The following is a 19,977-nucleotide window of genomic DNA, read 5'->3' on the forward strand; positions in this document are numbered from 1 at the left end:
GGCACCGGGCCTCGCCGGTTGGGGGTGGGGGGCTCCGGCTGCAGATACATGCACCATCACTAGTATCGCCGAAGCATGCAAACGAAGGAGGACGCGCCCGCACTTCTATCCGCGGCTCGGCAATGGCTGATAATCCAGCGGTGGGCGCAGCGGTCCCGTAGCTCAGCTGGATACAGCACCGGCTTCGAATCCCGTCGGGATCGCCAATTTATTCTGGGTCCATTCTGGACACATATGCTCCAATTTGCACCGGAAAGGCTGGCGAAGCCGGTCTTTTTTCGGATATCGCTGATCGTCCGGATGCTTTCGGCGAAGGGATTCGCCGACGTCGCGGACACCTCAAGTGCCTGCGTTCATTCCATGTCCGCGGTCGAAGAGGGGTGGACCGTATTCGCCAATGGCGGGGGCGGGCCGATCTGAACGGGGCGATCTGAACGGGGCGATCTGCGAATGACATTGATGGGCGCGGCCGCGTTGCTGATCCTGATCCTGACCTATGCCGGCGTTGCCATCGGCACGATCCCCGGGTTGCGCCTCGATCGGGCGGGCATCGCGCTGCTGGGCGGCGCGGCGATGATCGCCATCGGCGCGCTCTCCATGGAGGACGCCTACCGCGCCATCAGTTTCGACACCATCACGCTGCTGCTCGGCATGATGATCGTCGTCGCGCATCTGAAAGTGTCGGGCGCCTTTCGTGCGCTCGGCGCTTTCGCCATCGAGCATGCGCATGCGCCTTTCATGCTGCTGGTCATGGTGACGGTGCTGACCGGTGTCCTGTCGGCCTTCCTGGTCAACGACGCGATCTGCCTGGTGATGGCGCCGATCGTCGTCCACGTCACCCGCGTCATCAACCGCAACCCGGTTCCCTATCTGATCGCCACGGCCACCGCGTCGAATTGCGGCAGCGTCGCCACCATCACCGGCAATCCGCAGAACATGGTCATCGGCGCCCTGTCGGGAATTTCCTATCCGGCTTTTTCGGCCGCACTTGCGCCGGTGGCGCTGTTCGGCCTCGTCGCCGTCATCGTCATCGTGCGCATCGTCTACCGGGCCGAATTCGCGCGCCAGACCGAGCTCAGCCCCGAAGTCTATCGCGGCCGCATGCTGCCGGGCCAGGTGCTGAAAGCGGTGGTTGTCTGCATCGGGCTGGCGATCGCCTTCTTTGCCGGGGTTCCGGTCGCCAAGGCGGCACTCATCGGTGGCGCCATCCTTCTGGTCACCCGCGCCATCAAGCCATCGCGCATCTACCGCGAGATCGATGGGCCGCTGCTGTTCATGTTCGCCGGCCTGTTCATCGTCGTCGCCGGCGCAGAGAAGACGCTGCTCACGCCCGACATCATCGCCTCGGCAAAAGACCTCGGCCTGGGCGATGTCTGGCGGCTGTCCGGCTTCACCGCGGTGCTGTCCAACATCATGAGCAATGTTCCGGCGGTGCTGGCGCTGCGGCCGTTCATTCCCGGCCTCGAGAATCCCGAGCGCGCCTGGCTGGTGGTGGCCATGAGCTCGACCTTGGCCGGCAATTTCACGCTGCTCGGTTCCGTCGCCAATCTGATCGTCGCCGAGCAGGCGCGGGCGGCGGGCAAAACACTGTCCTTCATGGCCTTCTTCAAGGTCGGCCTGCCGCTGACGCTGGTGACGCTGCTGGCCGGGACGGCGTGGATGGCCGCGATGCCTTGATTGTCGCTAGAGCATGATGCCGAAAAGTGTGAAGCGGTTTTCGGACGACATCATGCTCTATCTCTTTGATTTAGAGCCGGATTCAGATTTCAGGTCGACTTGACCTGAAATCATCCGGCTCTAAGGCATCATCTCGGCCTGATGCGCGCTCATCGGAGCCATGTTCTGGTTGAGATGACCCATGATCCATATCGACCCCAGCACGACGAGCGTGACGATCAGCACGCCGAAGGCAAGCGCCAGCACGTTGTTGGTGTTGTCCGAGCCCGTGGTCAAATGGAGGAAGAAGACGAGGTGCACGCCCATCTGCGCTATCGCCAGCACCACCAGGGCCGAGATCACCGCCGGCTGGTAGATCAGGCCGGTTTGCGCCGCGAGGAAGGAGGCGATGGTCAGGAGGATCGCCAGGCCGAAGCCGAGCAGGTAGCCCGGCAGCCCTCCTGCCGGCTCGTGCTCGGTGATGCTCTCCTCGCCAGGTGCTGAATCGCGGCGATCGAGGTCTTCGTCGATCCGGCTGTCGATGTCGGTCATGACGATGCTCCGAGCAGATAGACCAGGGTGAAGATGGCGACCCAGATGATGTCGAGCGCGTGCCAGAACAGGCCGAAGCAGTGCAGCCGCCGCAATATTTCCGGCCGGAAGCCCTTGACCCAAAGCTGCGCCATCATGGTGCCGAGCCAGAGCAGGCCAAGGCCGACATGGGTGCCGTGGCAGCCGACAAGGGCGAAGAAGGCGGACAGGAAGGCGCTGCGCGAGGGGCCGGCCTGCTCGGCGGCCATCGCCGCGAACTCCTGCACCTCCAGGAACAGGAAGGCCGCCCCGAGCAGGCCGGTGACGAGAAGCCAGAACTGGGTGGCCGCCATCGACCGGCGCTGGGTCGCGAGCGTTGCGAGACCACCTGTAAAACTCGAGGTGAGCAGAAGCCCCGTCTGCACCGCAACGCGCGTGAGGTCGAACAATTCCTTGCCGGTCGGTCCGCCGGCCGTCGCCTTGGCCAGCACGGCGTAAGCAGCGAAGAAGGCCGAGAACATGATGATGTCGGACAACAGGAAGATCCAGAAGCCGTAGGCCACGGTGACGAATTTCGAGGCCGGGCCGCCTTGTCCGTGGCCGGTCGCCCAGCCATGTGCGTTCCCGTGGCCATGGCCCGGTCGGTAAGCATCGCTTGTCGCGCTACCGGCGGCGATGTCGCTGGAAAAGGCGCCTGTCGCGTCGCTCATGCCACGCGCTCCCGCCTGCGCAGCCAGGCAAGCTCTGCGGCCTTGCGCTCGCCGTCGATGCGCGCGACCTCGTCCGCGGGGATCTCGTAGTCGCCATGGTCGCGCCACGCGAAGACGACGAAGGTGGCGTAGGCGCCGATGAAGCCGACGATCGCCAGCCACCAGATGTGCCAGATCAGCGCGAAGCCGATAAGCGTGCTGAAGAAGGCGGTGATGAATCCTGTCGGGCTGTTGCGCGGCATCTCGATCGGCTCGTAGCTCTCTTCGTCGGCCGGGCTCTGTTCCTCGAGGGCCCGCTGCTTGACCGTCCAGTAGGGTTCCTCGTTCTCGACCTGCGGCAGCCGCGCATAGTTGAAGACGGGCGGCGGCGAGGCGGTCGACCATTCTAGCGAACGTCCGTCCCAGGGGTCGCCCGTATCGTCGCGCAGCTCCTCGCGGCGCCGGATCGAGACGACAAGCTGGGTAATCTGGCACGCGGCGCCGGCGATCATCACCAATATGCCGAACGCCGCCACCTTGAGGTACGGCGCCCAGATGTCCATGTCGATGTGCTGAAGACGCCGCGTCATGCCGAGCAGGCCGACCGCATAGAGCGGGGCGAAGACAAGGATATAGCCGGCAAGGGTGACCCAGAACGCCGCCTTGCCCCAGCCCTCATGCAGTCGGAAGCCGAACGCCTTGGGGAACCAGTAGGTGAAGCCGGCGAAGGCGCCGAACAGCACGCCCGAAATGATGACGTTGTGGAAATGCGCCACCAGGAACAGCGAATTGTGCAGCATGAAGTCGGCCGGCGGGACGGCGAGCAGAACGCCCGTCATGCCGCCGATGGTGAAGGTGGTCACGAAGCCCAGCGCCCACAGCATCGGCGTGTCGAAACGGACGCGCCCGCCATACATGGTGAAGAGCCAGTTGTAGACCTTCACGCCGGTGCCGACGGCGATGACCGAGGTGGCGATGCCGAACGCCGCATTGACGTCGGCTCCAGCGCCCATGGTGAAGAAGTGATGCAGCCAGACCATGAAGGAGACGATGCAGATGAACAGCGTCGCCGCCACCATTGAGCGGTAGCCGAACAGCGGCTTCGAGGAGAAGGTCGAGAAGATTTCGGAATACAGCCCGAAGGCGGGGAGCACCAGGATGTAGACTTCCGGATGGCCCCATGCCCAGATGAGGTTCACGAACATCATCTGGTTGCCGCCGGCTTCGTTGGTGAAGAAGTGGAAGCCGAGATAGCGGTCGAGCGTCAGCATGGCGAGCGTCGCGGTCAGGATCGGGAACGCCGCGACGATGAGCAGGTTGGAGGCAAGCGACGTCCAGCAGAACATCGGCATGCGCAGGTACCCCATTCCCGGCGCGCGCATCTTGAGGATGGTCGTCACCAGGTTGACGCCGGTCAGAAGCGTGCCGACGCCGGAGATCTGGATCGACCATAGATAGTAGTCGACGCCGACGCCCGGCGAATAGGTCGTCTCCGACAGTGGCGCGTAGGGCAGCCAGCCGGTACGCGCGAACTCGCCGACGACGAGCGAGATGTTGACCAACAGGGCGCCGGTTGCCGTCAGCCAGAAGCTGACCGAATTCAGCGTCGGGAAGGCGACATCGCGGATGCCGAGCTGCAGCGGCACGACGAAATTCATCAGCCCGATCATGAAGGGCATCGCCGCGAAGAAGATCATGATCGTGCCATGGGCCGAAAAGATCTGGTCGTAATGCTCCGGCGGCAGATAGCCGGGCCCGTGAATGGCCAGCACTTGCTGCGTGCGCATCATGATGGCGTCGACAAAACCGCGCAGCAGCATCAGCATCGCCAGCACGATATACATCACGCCGATGCGCTTGTGGTCGACGGAGGTTAGCCACTCGCTCCAGAGATAGGGCCAATATCCCTTCACGCTTATCCAGCCCAGCACTGCCGCTGCGGCCAGGAAGACGATGAGTGCGGCGCCGAGCGGGATGGGCTGATCGAAGGGAATGGCCGACCAGTCGAGCTTGCCGAGCATCGTCATTCTCCCTCTTCAGGCCGCGGCTGATGGGCCATGGCTGGAACGCCCACCGCCAATTGCGCTTTCGGGCCGACATGTGGCTCGCCGGCGGCGGTCAAGGTCGGGCCCGGACCCGGCGGCAGCGTCTGGCGCACGACCGCATCGAACAGGCCGGGCTGGACATGGCCGAACGAGGCCGGTGGCACTTTGATGCTCTGCCGGGCAAGGTCCTGGTAAGCGCCCGCGTTTAGCACGCCACCACCACCCCGCACCGTCGAGACCCAGCTGGAGAAGGCATCGGCCGAGATCGCCCGCACGCGGAAATTCATGTCCGAAAAACCGTCGCCGCTGAAATGCGCCGACTGGCCGAAATAATCGCCCTCGCGGTCGGCCTGCAGATGCAGTTCGGTCTGCATGCCGTTCATCACATAGATCATGCTGCCGAGCTGCGGCACGAAGAAGGTGTTCATCACGCTGGCCGAAGTCAGCTTGAAACGCACCGGCACGCCGGCCGGGACGACCAGCTGGTTGACCGTACCTATGCTCTGGTCCGGGTAGAGGAACAGCCACTTCCAGTCGAGCGCCACCACCTGGATTTCGAGGGGCGGCTGGCTGGAGGCGATCGGCCTGCGCGGATCGAGATGATAGGACCCGTAATAGATCAGGCCGCCAAGGAAGAGGATGGTGAGCGTCGGGATGGACCAGACGATCAGCTCGATGCGGCCCGAATAGGTGAATTCCGGGTCGTAGCGGGCCTTGCGATTGGAGGCGCGGAACATCCAGGCGAAGGCAAGCAGCGCCACCAGCGTCGGAATGACGATGACCAGCATCACGGCCAGGGAGTTGAGCAGGATCGTGCGGTTGCCGGCACCGATCGGGCCTTGCGGATCAAGCACCCCGCCCGCGCAGCCGGACAGGCTTGCAGCCGCAAGCACCCAGAAAAGCGAGCGTGCCGGCCTGGATTTACAGGGCAACACCGGCATCCGTCATCCGATCTTGAAGAGGTCGCCGGCGCGTTCTTCGGCATCTTTCATTCGAGGTCTCCCGGATGCAGAGGCACTGCTGCGGCTGAACAGGGGACATGACTGTTCCGAGCGGACCGTCTTTTTGCCTGATGACCGGACGAGAGACAGGCCGCCGGTCTGGCCTGAAAAGGGCACTATTGGATGGGACATCCACCATGGCGAAGTCATCAATGGCCGCTCGCGCTCCAGACCCTCGCAATGCTCGCGCATTGCGAGGGCTTTGTCCAGCGACCGGCGAAGCCGACGAGCGGGCAGGGAAGCGACCTGCGCGAAGGGCTGGACGCCTGGATCGCGCGCCGCCAGCCGAGCTGTGGCCCGCCCGCTTGAACATATCGCCAGCCTTCGCTTAAGGGTTTCCGAACACCCTTCCAGGCAGCGGTTATTGCGCCGCTTGCACCGTTGGCATGTTTGCAACCTGCGCCCGCGCCGTCGCCGCCAGGAGATCGGTCTGCGTGATCAGGCCCAGGATGCGCCTGTCGTCGTCGACGATGACGACGGCGTGGCTGCGCCCGTCGGTGAGCACGGGCAGCAGGCTCATCGCCGGCGCGCTTGCCGAAGCGGTCGCCGCCGTCGATGTCACGCCTTTCACAGCCTCCGCCGCTCGCGTCAGTTCCCGTAAGCCGACGGCGCCGACCAGCCTTGCTTCGCCATCGACGACCGGCAGCGTGCGGATGTTGTGGTCGAGCAGCAAATGACGGGCCTCGTCGGCAGGCGCCTGCTCATCGACCGAAATCACATCACGCGACATGATGTCTTCGCACAGCAAGGTCCGGTGCGAACGCACCATCGCCTGCAATTCGACCTGCCGCAGCAGCCGTTCGAGATCGTTGCGGTCGATATCGAAGGTCTCCTCCAGCGCACCAAGCGCGGCATCGATATCCTCTGGCCGGAAGCCGACCCGCTCCCGCGCCGGCGGGTCGATGGTTCCATGCGCGCTCCTGGGGGCAGGGGCCGGCACGTGCGGATAGTTGCGTCGGGACAGAATGTGGAAGCCGTAGCCGAGCGCCACCAGTACGACGGAGTTCAGCGCCACCGGGACGAAGGGAAACAGGAAACCCGCACTCGTGACGGCCGGCCCGCCGAACACAGCGGTAAGAGCAGCCGCGCCGCCGGGCGGATGCAGGCAGCGTGTGAACGACATGGCGGCGATGGCAAGCGCAACGGCAATCCCCGTGGCAAGGACGGGCTCATGCACGAAATGCGCCACGATCACCCCGACCAGCGCCGAGATCGTGTTGCCGCCGATGATCGACCAGGGCTGCGCCAGCGGGCTTGCCGGCACCGCGAACAAGAGCACCGCGGATGCCCCCATCGGCGCCACCAGCAGCGGCACGTGCGGGCCGTTGCCAAGCACCAGGCCACCGATCGCACCCGTCAGCGCAATGCCGATCGTCGCGCCGATACAGGCGATGATGCGCTCGCGCAGCGTCGCGCCGGCGAGAATGGGAACGAAAAGACGGAAGGCCATGGTCAGCTCTGGAATGCGAGAGAAATTTGCGGTTCCCGCAATGCGGCTGAAGCGGCGGATTTGGAAGTCAAACCAATCCGCACATTTGAGGCTGGAGAGAATATTATTGCGCGACGACGCGCGGACGGGATGCCGCCAGCGGCCTTCGCTTTCTCAATTGTGCCAATAGTTTGCCGGCGTCTGCGGAAACGTTTCACCAGCCGCCGGGCAGCCAAAGGCCGGCGGTCATCACCGGCTTGGCGCAGGTTGAAATCGAATGGGTACTCTAGCCAGCCTGCTTTGCCTGAATGGTGAATCCCAGCTTGCCGAGCACCTTCACTGCGCCGGTCTTGCCGCCTTCGAACTCGCTTGAGGCAAGTCGCCCCCCGGTGGCGAACTCGTAGGCCGTGCCGAGGATCGCTTTCGGTGGGTAAAGACGGTCTTGCCAGGCTAGTTCGTAACTCGTTGTCGGAGCGAAACCATGTTCGGCGAAGAACCGCGCCGCGCCCAGCCGGTCGTATTCTTCCATCGCGCGCAAGACGTGGGCGCGCGTCACGCGATCCCAGGAAATCATTTGTTCATCCTCCATGTTCCGCGTTTCAAATCGATTTCACCTCGCCGCCATCCATGCGCAGCGTCGAGCCGGTCATCCAGTGTGCGGCGGGCGGAGAAGTCGCGCGCGAGCCGGATGGCGGTGCCATGGCCGATGCCCTGGCAGGCACCGGTGATGACGGCAACGGATTTTGACATGGTAGTCCTTCCGATTGCTCGAGGTCTGATCATCGCAGAAAGTCGCTGATCGCAGCCGCGATCTCTTTGGCATGCGTTTCCAAAGCAAAGTGGCCGGTGTCGAAGAAACGAACCACAGCGTCCGGCATGTCGCGCTTGAACGCCTCGGCGCCTGGTGGCAGGAAGAAGGGGTCGTTCTTGCCCCACACCGCGAGCAAAGGCGGTTTGTGGGTGCGGAAATAGGCCTGGAAAGCCGGGTAGAGGGCAACATTGCTTTTGTAGTCGCCAAACAGGTCGAGCTGCATTTCGTCGGCGCCCGGCCGGGCGAGGTAGAAATTGTCGAGCGAGTAGCCGTCGGGAGAGACCGCGTTGACATCGGCGCCGTGCGTGTACTGCCACACGGTCGTCTCCGGTCTGAGCATGGCGCGCAGCGCTTCTCGATTGGCCGGCGAAGCGTCCTGCCAATAGGCCCGGATCGGGCTCCAGCCGTCGCTCAGGCCCTCCTCGTAGGCATTGCCATTCTGCGAAATGATCGCGGCGATACGGTCGGGGTGCTTCATTGCCAACCGAAATCCGGTCGGCGCGCCGTAGTCGAAGACGTAGAGGGCATAGCGGTCGAAACCGATCACCTCGGTGAAGCGGTCAATGATTTCGGTAATGTGGTCGAACGTGTAGGCGAATACCTTGGGCGAGGGCATGTCGGAGCCGCCGAATCCCGGCAGATCGGGTGCAACAATATGGAAGCGGTCGCAAAGTAGCGGAATGAGATCTCGGAACATGTGGCTGGCGCTGGGGAAGCCGTGCAGCAAAAGCAGCTTTGGCGCACCGGGGGTGCCGGCTTCGCGATAGAAGATGTTGAAGCCGTCCACATCGGCTCTGCGGTAGGTGATTGAGCTCATTGTTCTCTCCGTCCTGTAATCGAAAAACTGGGATTAAGAAGATTGCTGAAGTTTGAGGCGACCGAACCCGTCGCATGTTGCCGGACTGTTGAAACTCAGGTCCGCTCCTCGCAGGCACGCACCGCGTCGAGGATGACCTCGACGACGCAACCCGGCGCAGTGACGATCGGCGTGTGGTCGACCGGGTGCGCGTACACCCGGGCCTTCATTCGCCGCGCCAGGAAATGCTGGGTCTCCGCGACGATCATGTGATCTTCGCCGGCAATCAGGAACCATGCCGGCCTGTCCTTCCACAGCGGCCTCTGCATGGCGACCGTGATGCACGCTGGTGAGATTGGCCGCTGGACCGCTCGAAGCACCGCCAGTTCCTCCGGCGAGGCATTCTGTGCAAAGGCAGCCGCGAAGGCGGCCTCCGGCAGATAGATCAAGCCGTGATCGTCTGGCGCGAGCTTTGGCGCCTCGGAATGCGGTGCGGCGCGGTAGAAAACGTCAGCCACTGTCTCGCCCTCGTCGGGCGCAAGTGCCGCCACATAGACAAGCGCCTTTACCTCTTCGCTGCGGGTCGCTCCGATCACCGCGCCGGCATAGGCGTGGCCGGCCAGAACGACAGGCCCGGCGATACGCTCCAGCGCCCGGTCCAGCGCCGTCACATCGTCCTCGAACGATGTCAGCGGCAGCGGCGCGGCGACAACCTTGAGGCCATGTGCAGCGAGCGGCGCGATGACCTTGGCCCAACTCGACCCGTCAGCCCAGGCGCCATGGACGAGCACGATACTCAAATCACTCGACGGCATCTTAGCTCTCCTTCCGGATAGAGTTTGTCACGCAGTAACCTGTTTAAGTGATTAATGACGGTTACACAACATGACCATAACTTGTCAATTGGCTTTGGAGGGGTTATCACGGGCTTGTGTTCGCTGATTGGCGCCCGGCCTGCCGCCGATGCGCAATGGGAGTTGTAATGTCCCGCCCACCTGCAATGTTTATTGGCGACGCGCTTGGCCTGGACTTCCTCAACTCGATCGCAACGCCGGTCGATACCCCGGTCGATTGGATCGATGACGGCGAGGGATTGCTGAACTGGCTCGATCAGGCGCGCCTGGTGCCGCCAGAGGCGCTCGACAGCATTCGCAGGCACGCCCTTCCGGGCGAACTTGACAGGACGGCCGATCAGGCGAGGCGCCTGCGGGAATGGTTCCGAGGTTTCGTGCGCGAACATAAGGGACGTCCCCTTGCCGTCGGCGATCTTGCACAACTGGAGCCGCTGAATCGCTTGCTCGAGGGCGATGAGACCTTCAGCCGGATCGTCCCGGCGCCCGCCGGTGAGGATATGCCCCTCCAGCTTGAGGCAGCGCGCAAGTGGCGTACGCCCCAGGCGCTCTTGCTTCCTGTCGGAGAAGCTCTGGCGCAGCTTGTTTGCACCGAGGAGTTCTTACATGTGAAGGCCTGCGAGGGTCCGACGTGCACGTTGCTTTTTGCCGACCACACGCGCGGGCACAGGCGCCGCTGGTGCAGCATGGCGCTGTGTGGGAATCGGGCAAAGCAGGCCGCGCATCGGCACCGCATCAAGGCGCATCAAGATTAGCCAAGGTCGTTCGCTGCCAGGATGTCAGACGGTAACCGCGCCTGCCGCTGCCAGGCCGCGCGCCAGATCGGCCCTGAGGTCGTCGACATCCTCCAACCCGATCTGCAGGCGGATCAAGGGTCCATCATAAGGGCCTTTGGCGACGGTGCGGTCGCCGAGGAAGACAGGCACCGCAAGGCTCTCATAGCCGCCCCAGGAATAGCCGAGGCCGAATATTTTCAGCGCATCGAGAAAGGCATGCTGCTGTTTCTGCCCGCCGCCCGCCAGAACGATCGAAAAGATGCCGCTCGAGCCGCGGAAGTCGCGCTTCCACAGCCCGTGGTCGGGATGGCTTGGAAGGGCGGGATGCAGCACGCGCGCCACGCCCTTCTGGCCCTCGAGCCAGCCGGCGATGGCGAGTGCGCTGCGCTGATGGTGGTCGAGGCGCACGCCCATCGTGCGCAGGCCGCGTAGAACCTGGTAGACGTCGTCTGGTCCGGCACAGCACCCCATCGTGTTGAAGGTTTCCCATAGCTGTTTCCAGCAATCCGCGTTGGCCGACACGGTGCCGAGCAGCACGTCGGAATGGCCGGCAGGGTACTTCGTCGCGGCGTGAATCGAGATGTCGACGCCGTGGTCGAGCGGGCGGAAGTAGAGCGGCGTCGCCCAGGTGTTGTCCATCATGACGATGACGCCAGCGGCATGTGCTGCCTTGGCGATGGCCGGTATGTCCTGCACCTCGAACGTGTTGGAACCCGGCGATTCGGTGAACACCACCCTTGTGTTGGGCTTGATCAGGGACGCGATGCCGGCGCCGGCGTGTGGATCGTAATATTCGACGTCGATGCCCAGCCGCTTCAGCATCGTGTCGGCGAAATTGCGGGTCGGGTGATAGACGCTATCGACGATCAGGACATGATCGCCTGCCGAGAGGAAGGCCAGCAACGGCACCATCACCGCCGCCAGGCCCGAGGGCACCATGATCGTGCCGGCCGAACCTTCCAGCGCGTCGACGGCGGCGGCCAGCGAATCGGTGGTCGGCGTGCCGCGCGTGCCGTAGGTGTATTTCTGGCTGCGCGCCGCCATCGCCGCGGCATTGGGATAGAGCACGGTCGAGGCATGCACGACGGGCGGATTGACGAAGCCGAAATAGTCGTGCGGATTGTTGCCGGAGTGGGCAAGCCGCGTGTTGATGCCCATGCTGTCGACGCCGTCTTGTGCCATTCTTCTTCGCCTTGTGGTGAGACGCTAGCCATAGTGCGGCGGCATTGGCCGCGCAACAGCCGGCGCTCGCCAGTCGGCGATCATCGGATATGCCAATTCTCTTGGCCAAGTGGCCGTAATGCCAAGTAGATCACAAGGATGAATGCCCTAGGGGAAACCCGGATCGGGCTAGTCGGAGTCTGCCAATTCTGTTTGCGTGGCTTGCTGCTTTCCCATGCGTTTGTCTGCAATTCAGGCATTTCAGGCAATTGATTTTCAAACTCTTTCGCTTTCGGTCATTTTCCTTGACCTCACAGGAATAATCGCCTTCGATGCAGTTTGTGAATGGGAGGCAGCGCGTCGGTTACGATGCGGGGTTTCGGAAATGGGCCGGAACCGGAACTGCGTTCACACGGGAAAAGATCGGGCTTTGCCTGAAAACAGAAAAGGGTCTGTGGGTCATGAAACACATTGCAATCGGCATTCTCGGCGCCGCCACGCTTGGAGTGATGGCTTCGGCCGCATCGGCGAGCACGCTCGACGATGTCAAGGCTAAGGGCTTCATCCAATGCGGTGTCTCGACCGGTCTGGCCGGCTTCTCCGCGCCGGACGACAAGGGTGACTGGCAAGGCATCGATGCGGATTTCTGCCGCGCGGTCGCTGCCGCCGTCTTCGGCGACGGCTCCAAGGTCAAGTTCACCCCGCTCAGCGCCAAGGAGCGCTTCACCGCGCTGCAATCCGGCGAAATCGACATCCTGTCGCGCAACACCACCTGGACCATCAACCGCGACACGGCACTTGGCCTGAACTTCATCGGCGTCACCTACTATGACGGCCAGGGCTTCATGATCAACGCCAAGAAACTGCCGGGCGTCAATTCCGCGCTGCAGCTTTCGGGCGCGGCCGTTTGCGTGCAAAGCGGCACCACGACCGAACTCAATCTTGCCGACTATTTCAAGTCGAACAAGATGGAGTACAACCCGGTCGTCTTCGAAAAGCTGGAAGAGGTCAACGCCGCCTACGACGCAGGCCGTTGCGACGTCTACACCACCGACCAGTCGGGCCTCTATGGTATCCGGCTGACGCTTGCCGCGCCCGCCGACCATGTCGTGCTGCCCGAAATCATCTCCAAGGAGCCACTCGGACCGGCCGTGCGTCAGGGCGACGACCAGTGGTACCACATCGTCAAGTGGACCTATTTCGCGCTGTTGCAGGCTGAGGAACTCGGCATCACCAAGGCCAATGTCGAGGAGATGAAGACCTCGGAGAATCCCGAGATCAAGCGTGTGCTCGGCCAGGAAGCAGATACCAAGATCGGCACCGATCTGGGCGTCTCCAACGACTGGGTCGTCAACATCGTCAAGGCCGTCGGCAACTACGGCGAATTGTTCGAACGCAATGTCGGTTCGGGCAGCCCGCTGAAGATCGCGCGCGGCATCAACGCGCTGTGGACAAAGGGCGGCCTGCAATACGCTCCGCCCATCCGCTGATCGAGATGTGATCCGGAAGGCGGCCAGGCTGCCTTCCGGTTTCTGTTTTCAGGGGTGGTCGCCAGAAGGGTGGTCGCCAGAAGGTGGTCGAATGGCATCGCAGGAAATTCTTCGCGAGGAGCCAAGCCGTGGTTCCTTCGTCAACGATCCGAAGGTACGCAGTCTCTTCTTCCAGGCGCTGGTCGTCGTCTTGCTGGTGGCGGGCGTCTGGTGGATTGCCCAAAACGTCATTGCCAATCTGACGCGCCTGCACATTGCTTCAGGCTTCGGCTTCCTCAAGGGCCGGGCCGGCTTTGACATCAGCGAGCGCGCTATCGCTTATTCATCGGATTCGACCTATGGCCGCGCCATTTTGGTCGGTCTCATCAACACCATCATCGTTGCGGTCGTCGGCATCATCACTGCGACCATCATCGGCTTCATTGTCGGCATCGGCCGGCTTTCGCAGAACTGGCTGATCCGCAAGATCTGTACGGTCTACGTAGAGGTGTTCCGCAACATCCCGCCTCTGCTGGTCATCTTCTTCTGGTATTCTGGCGTGCTTGCGGTGCTGCCGCCGCCCCGCGACAGCATCAATCTGCCGTTCAGCTCTTTTCTCAACCAGCGCGGCTTCTATTTTCCGCGCGCCGTATGGGGCGACGGCTCCTGGCTGATCTTCGTTGCTTTGCTTGTCGGCATCGCCATGGCGTGGTTTGTCGCCCGCAAGGCGCGCCAGCGGCAGATGGCGACCGGCCAGCAATTCCCGGTGTTCTGGACTTCCACTGCGCTGATCGTCGGGCTGCCGCTGCTTGCCTATGCCCTGAGCGGCTTCCCCTTGAGCTTTGATTATCCAAAGCAATCGACCTTCAACCTGACCGGTGGTTTCCAGGTCAGCCCCGAGTTCCTGTCGCTTTACCTGGCGCTGTCCTGCTATACGGCGGCCTTCATCGCCGAGATCGTGCGCGCCGGCATCAGGGGCGTCAGCAAGGGCCAGACCGAGGCGGCCGCGGCACTCGGGCTGCGATCGGGTTCGATCCTGCGGCTGGTCGTGGTTCCGCAGGCGATGCGCATCGTCATTCCGCCGCTGACCAGCCAGTATCTCAACCTGACCAAGAATTCTTCCCTGGCCATCGCCATCGGCTACCCGGACCTGACCGCCACGGCGGGCACGGTGCTCAACCAGACCGGCCAGGCGGTCGAAGGCGTGCTGATCATGATGGCCGTCTATCTCGCGCTCAGCCTGGTCACCTCGGCGGTCATGAACGTGGTCAACGCCAGAATGGCACTGGTGGAGAGGTAGGGCCATGCAGGAACACGACATGTCCTGGGTGCGTACCGAAATGGCGCTGGCACAGCCGGCACCGGCGAGCGTGCGCGGTATGGGGGCTTGGGTGCGCACGAACCTGATCGGTTCGGTCGGCGACGCCATACTGACCATCATCGGCATCGCACTGGTCGCGATGATCCTGCCGCAGGTCATCAACTGGGCCTTCATCAATGCCCAGTGGACGGGGCCTGACCGCTCCGTCTGCGCCACGGTGGCGCAGGGCGGCATCCAGTCGGATGGCTGGAGCGGCGCCTGCTGGGCCTTCGTCAATGCCAAGTTCGGCCAGTTCATGTTCGGCACCTATCCGATCGAGGAGCGCTGGCGGCCGATCCTGGTCGCCATCCTGTTCGTGGCGCTGCTGGTGCCGATGCTGATCCCGCGCGTGCCGCGCAAGGGTTTGAACGCCATCCTGCTGTTCCTGGTGCTGCCGATCGTTTCGTTCGTCCTGCTGGTCGGCGGCATGTTCGGCCTGCCGCATGTCGAGACCTCGCGGTGGGGCGGGCTGCTGGTGACGCTCAGCCTGTCTTTCGTCGGCATCGCGGTCTCGCTGCCACTCGGCGTCGTGCTGGCGCTCGGCCGGCGCTCGAAGATGCCGATCGTCAAGATGCTGTGCATCATCTTCATCGAGACGGTGCGCGGCATCCCGCTGATCACCGTTCTGTTCTTTGTCAGCGTCATGCTGCCGCTGTTCCTGCCGGCCGGCGTCAGCTTCGACAAGTACCTCAGGGCGCTGATCGGCGTGTCGCTGTTTGCCGCGGCCTATATGGCCGAAGTGATACGCGGCGGCTTGCAGGCAATCCCGAAGGGCCAGTATGAGGGAGCCGACTCGCTCGGCCTCGGCTACTGGCAGAAGATGGGTCTGATCGTGCTGCCGCAGGCGCTGAAGCTGGTCATTCCCGGCATCGTCAACACCTTCATCGGCATGTTCAAGGACACCAGCTTGGTCATCATCATCTCGATGTTCGACCTGCTCGGCATCGTCAAGCAGAACTTTTCCGACCCCAATTGGGCAACGCCGCAGACGGCCAGGTCCGGCCTGATATTCGCCGCCGTCGTCTTCTGGCTGTTCTGCTTCGGCATGTCGCGCTATTCAATGTACACGGAACGCCGGCTCGACACCGGCCACAAACGCTAGACAAAAGAACAAGGGGATCCTGTCATGGCCATAGAAAATGCCGTCAGCGCGGAAGAGATCAAGGTCGATGCCAAAAAGATGCATATCTCGACCACCGATGTCGCCATCGACATCATCGCCATGCACAAATGGTACGGCGAATTCCATGTGCTGAAGGACATCAACCTCAAGGTCATGCGCGGCGAGCGCATCGTCATCTGCGGCCCGTCCGGCTCCGGCAAATCGACCATGATCCGCTGCATCAACCGGCTGGAGGAGCACCAGAAGGGCAAGATCGTCGTCGATGGCAAGGAACTGACGAACGACCTGAAGAAGATCGACGAGGTGCGCCGCGAGGTCGGCATGGTGTTCCAGCACTTCAACCTGTTCCCGCATCTTACCATTCTCGAAAACTGCACGCTGGCGCCGATCTGGGTGCGCAAGACGCCGAAGAAGCAGGCCGAGGAAATCGCCATGCACTTCCTCAAGCGCGTCAAGATCCCGGAGCAGGCCAACAAATATCCGGGACAGCTTTCCGGCGGCCAGCAGCAGCGCGTGGCGATCGCCCGTTCGCTGTGCATGAACCCGCGCATCATGCTGTTCGATGAGCCAACCTCGGCGCTGGATCCGGAAATGATCAAGGAAGTGCTGGAGACGATGGTGGGCCTCGCCGAAGAGGGCATGACCATGCTCTGCGTCACCCACGAGATGGGCTTTGCCCGCAAGGTCGCCAACCGGGTGATCTTCATGGATCAGGGCCAGATCGTCGAGCAGAACACGCCGGCCGAGTTCTTCGACCATCCGCGTCACGAGCGCACGAAGCTGTTCCTGTCGCAGATCCTGCACTGAGCGGTCCCAAGCAGATCGAAATCGCCCGGCCGCAACTCGGCCGGGCTCTTTTGCATCGCGATGGCGCGCCGGCGATCGCACTCCGTCGCACCGCGGCCAGATCGCAAGGCCGTGCCTGATGAGAAAGCTCCGGCGTTTTTTCGGCATACTGGCAGTGGCAATCGCGCTCGCCGTGACACTGGGCGCGCTGGTGCCGCGGCCGCTATGGCAGGCGGCCGTCGCCAGTCCCGCCGCTACGCGGCACATCCTTGTGCTGAAGAACCCGATCCACACCGATATCGCCATTCCTGTCGACGACGGCGTACGCCAGCGCTTCCGCTTCCTGGTCGATGCCGGCATTCCGGTCGACGCGGCGGAGGTCCGTTACATCGTCTTCGGCTGGGGCGGCCGCGCCTTCTATCTGGAGACGCCGACCTGGTCGGAACTGAAAGCCGTGCCGGTGATGAAGGCGCTGACCTCGGACGCCTCGGTGATGCATGTCGACATCGCCGGCGACATCGCCGAGCCGCATCCCGATGTCGCCGGTTTCGACATAGGCGAGGAGCGTTTTGCCGCACTTCTCGATTTCATCGCAGCGAGTTTCCAGCAGGGGTCGAATGGTCCGATCGTGATCGAGAACGCTGCCTATTCCCGTTTCGACCGCTTCTACGAGGCGAACGGCCGTTTTAACGCAGTGATCGGCTGCAACACCTGGACGGCGGCCGCCTTGCGCACCGCCGGCTTGCGCACAGGCTGGTGGAACCCGGTGCCGGCCTCGCTTGGCCTGTCGATGCGGCTGTATAACTAAAGATTCCTCGCGACACCTTTGACGCCGGAGGGACAGCACCCCCTCTGGCCTGCCGGCCATCTCCCCCGCAAGAGGGAGATCAGCAGCATCGACGCTCCGCTCACTCCTGCAACGTTGGAGATTGGCGAAGGCCGCAGTGACGGCCAATCTCCCCCCTCGTGGGGGAGATGTCCGGCAGGACAGAGGGGGGCGCTGTCCCGCCGGCCTGTCGAATTTTCATCGCAGATCGCCAGCCTCCGGCGGCTGCCACCCATAGAGCCAGTCCAGATCCGCCGCGAGCTTTTCCGGCGAGCGCAGTCTCAGAACCATGTTGCGGGCGATCGCCACTGGCCCCGAGGCGTGCCAGGCGAGACGGTTGAGCGCGCCGCGCCGGGCGACCCTGGCGACGCGCGGCCGCCGCATCTTTTCCCAGGCTGCAAGCGCGGCCGCGGGATCGGCGGGCGAGGCGGCGACAAGACTGGCAAGGGTCGCGGCATCCTCTATCGCCATCGCCGCACCCTGCGCCGCAAACGGTGTCATTGCATGCGCCGCGTCGCCGATCAGCGCGATCCCAGTCGGCGTCGTCCAGGGCTGGCGCTGGTCGACGGTATGGACCGGCCACGCAGTCCATGGGCCGGCATCCTCGGCAAGCCGGACCAGCGCTGCCGCCGTGCCGCGCATGGCGCTGGCGAGGATCTCTGGGTCGGCGCGGCCGGACCAGCCCTCGGCCATGATCTCGCCCGCGGTGAAGGCGACCAGGTTGAACGCGCTGCCATGGCTGACGGGATAGGCGACCATGTGGAAACCGGGATGCATGAATGTGGTCACACTGTTGGTTGCGGCCACCGCGGCAAAGGCTTCTCCGGCAACACTGTCGGCTCGAACCGTGGCGCGCCAGGCAAGCTCGCCCGAAAACCGGCTTGAGGCGTTTCGGGCGGAAGTCCCGTTCCTCGCCGATCCATTCCTGGCCCATCCATTGCTGGCCGAAGCGCTAAGGTCGCGGATCTTCGACCAGACACCATCGGCGCCGATCAACAGAAAGCCGCCGGCTTCGATTGTCGTGCCGGCAGGCACGGCTGTCGCCGTGACGCGAGGGGGACTTGCGGCGACGCTGCCGACGCGCGCGCCGGTGACAAGGCTGATGTCGGGCCGTTCGGCCAGGCGCGCCATCAGCGCGCTCTGCAGATCGGCGCGGTGAGCGACGAGATAGGGAGCACCCCAGCGCCTTTCGGCGGCCTCGCCGAGCGGCACCCGCGCCAGTTCGCGCAGCGTCGCGGCATCCCTGAGCACCACCGCTTCCGGCCGCACTGCCGCCGGCAGCAGCCGGTCGAGCACGCCGAGCTGGCGCAGGATGCGCGTCGCATTGGGCGAAAGCTGGATGCCGGCGCCGGCCGCTTCGAGCTGCTCAGCCTGTTCGAACAGCCGCACCAGATAGAAGCGCTCGGAAAATGCCAGTGCCGCGGTCAGTCCGGCAATGCCGGCTCCGGCGATGAGGACCTGCCGGGACCGCGTGTCGTCCATTTGTGTGGCAGGCGCTTCAGGCGGCCTGGTCGATATACAGGCATCCCGCCGGCTGTGTTTCCGTCGCCTTCAGCTTCGGCGAATAGCGGTAGAGCGTCGAGCAGTAGGGGCAGACCTTCTCATTGTCGTCACCCATGTCGAGGTACACATGTGGATGGTCGAAAGGCGGGTTGGCGCCGGTGCACATGAACTCCTTGACTCCGATGTCGATCGCCGGATGGCCCGCATCGTTCTGGAAGTGGGGAATGGAACCGCCTGCCATCGTCGTCTCCTTCATGTCTTGCAATTGCATCTGGATCATAACCGGTCTCTTTGCAAGATCGATGAAATGAAACTGTCGCAAAAGCCTGTCAGAGGATAAGCTAAGCCGGGTAACGCATGATCCCGAAAACCGATTTCGGTTTCGCTGGGATCGTGTGTCGCTTCATATCGGGTAGAGCGTCCTTCGCGCGTCCGAAAAGACGCGCGGCGCTTTAGCAGGCTGAGCGCGGGGAAGAACAGGAACCATGAACGAACTGAAGCCGGTCCAGAGCGAATTCATCAACGTCGAGACGGCAAGCCCCGAAGGCGGCAATCCGGACCGTTTCGTCAACCGCGAGTTTTCCTGGCTGCAGTTCAACCGGCGCGTTCTCGAGGAATCGCTGAACGTCAATCATCCGCTGCTCGAGCGTGTCCGCTTCCTGTCGATATCGGCCGCCAATCTCGACGAGTTCTTCATGGTCCGCGTTGCCGGCCTCGCCGGCCAGGTGCGCGAAGGCATCGCCCTGAAGAGCCCGGACGGCCGCACGCCCGAGCAGCAGCTCGAACAGTTGCTGCGCGAAGTCGAACGCCTGCAGGAGGACCAGCAGAAGAGCCTCTCGGCGCTGATGCTTCTGCTCAACAAGGAGGGCATCGAGAGCATCTCCCGCGATGCGCTGACCAAGGATGAAAAGACCTGGCTGGAGGACCATTTCCAGGGACAGGTCTTTCCGGTGCTGACCCCGCTGTCGATCGATCCGGCGCATCCATTCCCTTTCATTCCCAATCTCGGTTTCTCGATGGCGCTGCAATTGCGCCATCGCAAGAATGGCGAGGAGATGAGCGCGCTCCTGCGCCTGCCGGTGGCGCTGAAGCGCTTCATCCGTCTGCCGGACCGCAAGCAGCATGTCCGCTTCATCCCGCTCGAAGAGGCTGTCGGCCTCTATA

The 19,977-nt window shown here is 63.3% G+C and carries 19 protein-coding genes and 1 pseudogene; 8 read left to right on the plus strand and 12 right to left on the minus strand.

Annotated features, from left to right (window positions below; genetic code table 11):
• Positions 1–450: 450 nt before the first annotated feature.
• Positions 451–1,677 carry an anion transporter gene (locus tag C9427_RS27245; RefSeq protein ID WP_107652147.1) on the plus strand — a complete coding sequence of 409 codons (1,227 nt, stop codon included), beginning with the start codon at positions 451–453 and terminating at the stop codon, positions 1,675–1,677.
• Between the two features lie 120 nt (positions 1,678–1,797).
• Here C9427_RS27245 and cyoD read toward each other — a convergent pair whose 3' ends face one another.
• The 9 genes from cyoD to C9427_RS27290 form a co-directional block, all read right to left on the minus strand.
• Positions 1,798–2,208, minus strand: coding sequence for a cytochrome o ubiquinol oxidase subunit IV (gene cyoD / locus C9427_RS27250; RefSeq protein ID WP_107652148.1), 411 nt, complete (start codon positions 2,206–2,208; stop codon positions 1,798–1,800).
• Entirely contained in the window at positions 2,205–2,897 is a 693-nt protein-coding gene (locus C9427_RS27255) for a cytochrome (ubi)quinol oxidase subunit III (protein WP_245437185.1), read from the minus strand. The genes cyoD and C9427_RS27255 overlap by 4 nt, the downstream gene beginning before the upstream one ends.
• Positions 2,894–4,897 (minus strand): cytochrome o ubiquinol oxidase subunit I, encoded by a 2,004-nt coding sequence (gene cyoB / locus C9427_RS27260; protein ID WP_167434501.1) that lies wholly within the window; start codon positions 4,895–4,897, stop codon positions 2,894–2,896. Before cyoB ends, C9427_RS27255 begins: the two co-directional genes overlap by 4 nt.
• Before the next feature lie 2 nt (positions 4,898–4,899).
• On the minus strand, positions 4,900–5,862 hold the full coding sequence (gene cyoA / locus C9427_RS27265) for a ubiquinol oxidase subunit II (RefSeq protein WP_107652150.1): 963 nt from the start codon (positions 5,860–5,862) through the stop codon (positions 4,900–4,902).
• 421 nt (positions 5,863–6,283) lie between these two features.
• Positions 6,284–7,372, minus strand: a complete 1,089-nt coding sequence (locus tag C9427_RS27270) for an HPP family protein (RefSeq protein WP_107652151.1) — start codon at positions 7,370–7,372, stop codon at positions 6,284–6,286.
• A 265-nt stretch (positions 7,373–7,637) separates the two neighbouring features.
• Complete coding sequence (locus tag C9427_RS27275) at positions 7,638–7,925, minus strand: ScoMcrA-related endonuclease (RefSeq protein ID WP_107652152.1); 288 nt, start codon at positions 7,923–7,925, stop codon at positions 7,638–7,640.
• Positions 7,922–8,101 (minus strand): hypothetical protein, encoded by a 180-nt coding sequence (locus tag C9427_RS34940; RefSeq protein WP_245437186.1) that lies wholly within the window; start codon positions 8,099–8,101, stop codon positions 7,922–7,924. Before C9427_RS34940 ends, C9427_RS27275 begins: the two co-directional genes overlap by 4 nt.
• 29 nt (positions 8,102–8,130) lie before the next feature.
• Entirely contained in the window at positions 8,131–8,979 is an 849-nt protein-coding gene (locus tag C9427_RS27285; protein WP_107652153.1) for an alpha/beta fold hydrolase, read from the minus strand.
• Between the two features lie 95 nt (positions 8,980–9,074).
• On the minus strand, positions 9,075–9,773 hold the full coding sequence (locus C9427_RS27290; protein WP_107652154.1) for an alpha/beta fold hydrolase: 699 nt from the start codon (positions 9,771–9,773) through the stop codon (positions 9,075–9,077).
• A 167-nt stretch (positions 9,774–9,940) separates the two neighbouring features.
• On the opposite strand from C9427_RS27290, the gene C9427_RS27295 reads away from it, so the two are divergent.
• Positions 9,941–10,564: a CGNR zinc finger domain-containing protein gene (locus C9427_RS27295; protein WP_107652176.1), complete on the plus strand. Its 624-nt coding sequence runs from the start codon at positions 9,941–9,943 to the stop codon at positions 10,562–10,564.
• Positions 10,565–10,588: 24 nt separating this feature from the next.
• Here the strand turns inward: C9427_RS27295 and C9427_RS27300 are convergent, their stop codons facing one another.
• Positions 10,589–11,767: a cystathionine beta-lyase gene (locus tag C9427_RS27300; protein ID WP_107652155.1), complete on the minus strand. Its 1,179-nt coding sequence runs from the start codon at positions 11,765–11,767 to the stop codon at positions 10,589–10,591.
• 440 nt (positions 11,768–12,207) lie between these two features.
• Between C9427_RS27300 and C9427_RS27305 the strand changes: the two genes are divergently transcribed.
• From C9427_RS27305 to C9427_RS27325, 5 genes are all read left to right on the plus strand, one after another.
• Positions 12,208–13,236: an amino acid ABC transporter substrate-binding protein gene (locus C9427_RS27305; RefSeq protein WP_107652156.1), complete on the plus strand. Its 1,029-nt coding sequence runs from the start codon at positions 12,208–12,210 to the stop codon at positions 13,234–13,236.
• 91 nt (positions 13,237–13,327) lie between these two features.
• Entirely contained in the window at positions 13,328–14,515 is a 1,188-nt protein-coding gene (locus C9427_RS27310) for an amino acid ABC transporter permease (RefSeq protein WP_107652157.1), read from the plus strand.
• Between the two features lie 4 nt (positions 14,516–14,519).
• Positions 14,520–15,677: an amino acid ABC transporter permease gene (locus tag C9427_RS27315; RefSeq protein ID WP_107652158.1), complete on the plus strand. Its 1,158-nt coding sequence runs from the start codon at positions 14,520–14,522 to the stop codon at positions 15,675–15,677.
• 24 nt (positions 15,678–15,701) lie between these two features.
• Positions 15,702–16,505, plus strand: coding sequence for an amino acid ABC transporter ATP-binding protein (locus C9427_RS27320; protein ID WP_107652159.1), 804 nt, complete (start codon positions 15,702–15,704; stop codon positions 16,503–16,505).
• Positions 16,506–16,623: 118 nt separating this feature from the next.
• Positions 16,624–17,292, plus strand: coding sequence for a TIGR02117 family protein (locus tag C9427_RS27325; protein WP_107652160.1), 669 nt, complete (start codon positions 16,624–16,626; stop codon positions 17,290–17,292).
• A gap of 216 nt (positions 17,293–17,508) precedes the next feature.
• On the opposite strand, the gene C9427_RS27330 is transcribed toward C9427_RS27325, so the two are convergent.
• On the minus strand, positions 17,509–18,792 hold the full coding sequence (locus C9427_RS27330) for an FAD-dependent monooxygenase (RefSeq protein WP_107652161.1): 1,284 nt from the start codon (positions 18,790–18,792) through the stop codon (positions 17,509–17,511).
• A 16-nt stretch (positions 18,793–18,808) separates the two neighbouring features.
• The gene (locus tag C9427_RS27335; RefSeq protein WP_107652177.1) at positions 18,809–19,054 is read right to left on the minus strand and encodes a zinc-finger domain-containing protein; all 246 of its coding nucleotides are present in this window, start codon (positions 19,052–19,054) and stop codon (positions 18,809–18,811) included.
• Positions 19,055–19,298: 244 nt separating this feature from the next.
• Here C9427_RS27335 and C9427_RS27340 point away from each other — a divergent pair.
• Positions 19,299–19,977, plus strand: a pseudogene (locus tag C9427_RS27340) (RNA degradosome polyphosphate kinase); the annotation flags it as partial.

This window comes from Mesorhizobium helmanticense, assembly GCF_003034915.1.
In the GTDB taxonomy this organism is placed as follows: Bacteria; Pseudomonadota; Alphaproteobacteria; order Rhizobiales; family Rhizobiaceae; genus Mesorhizobium; species Mesorhizobium helmanticense.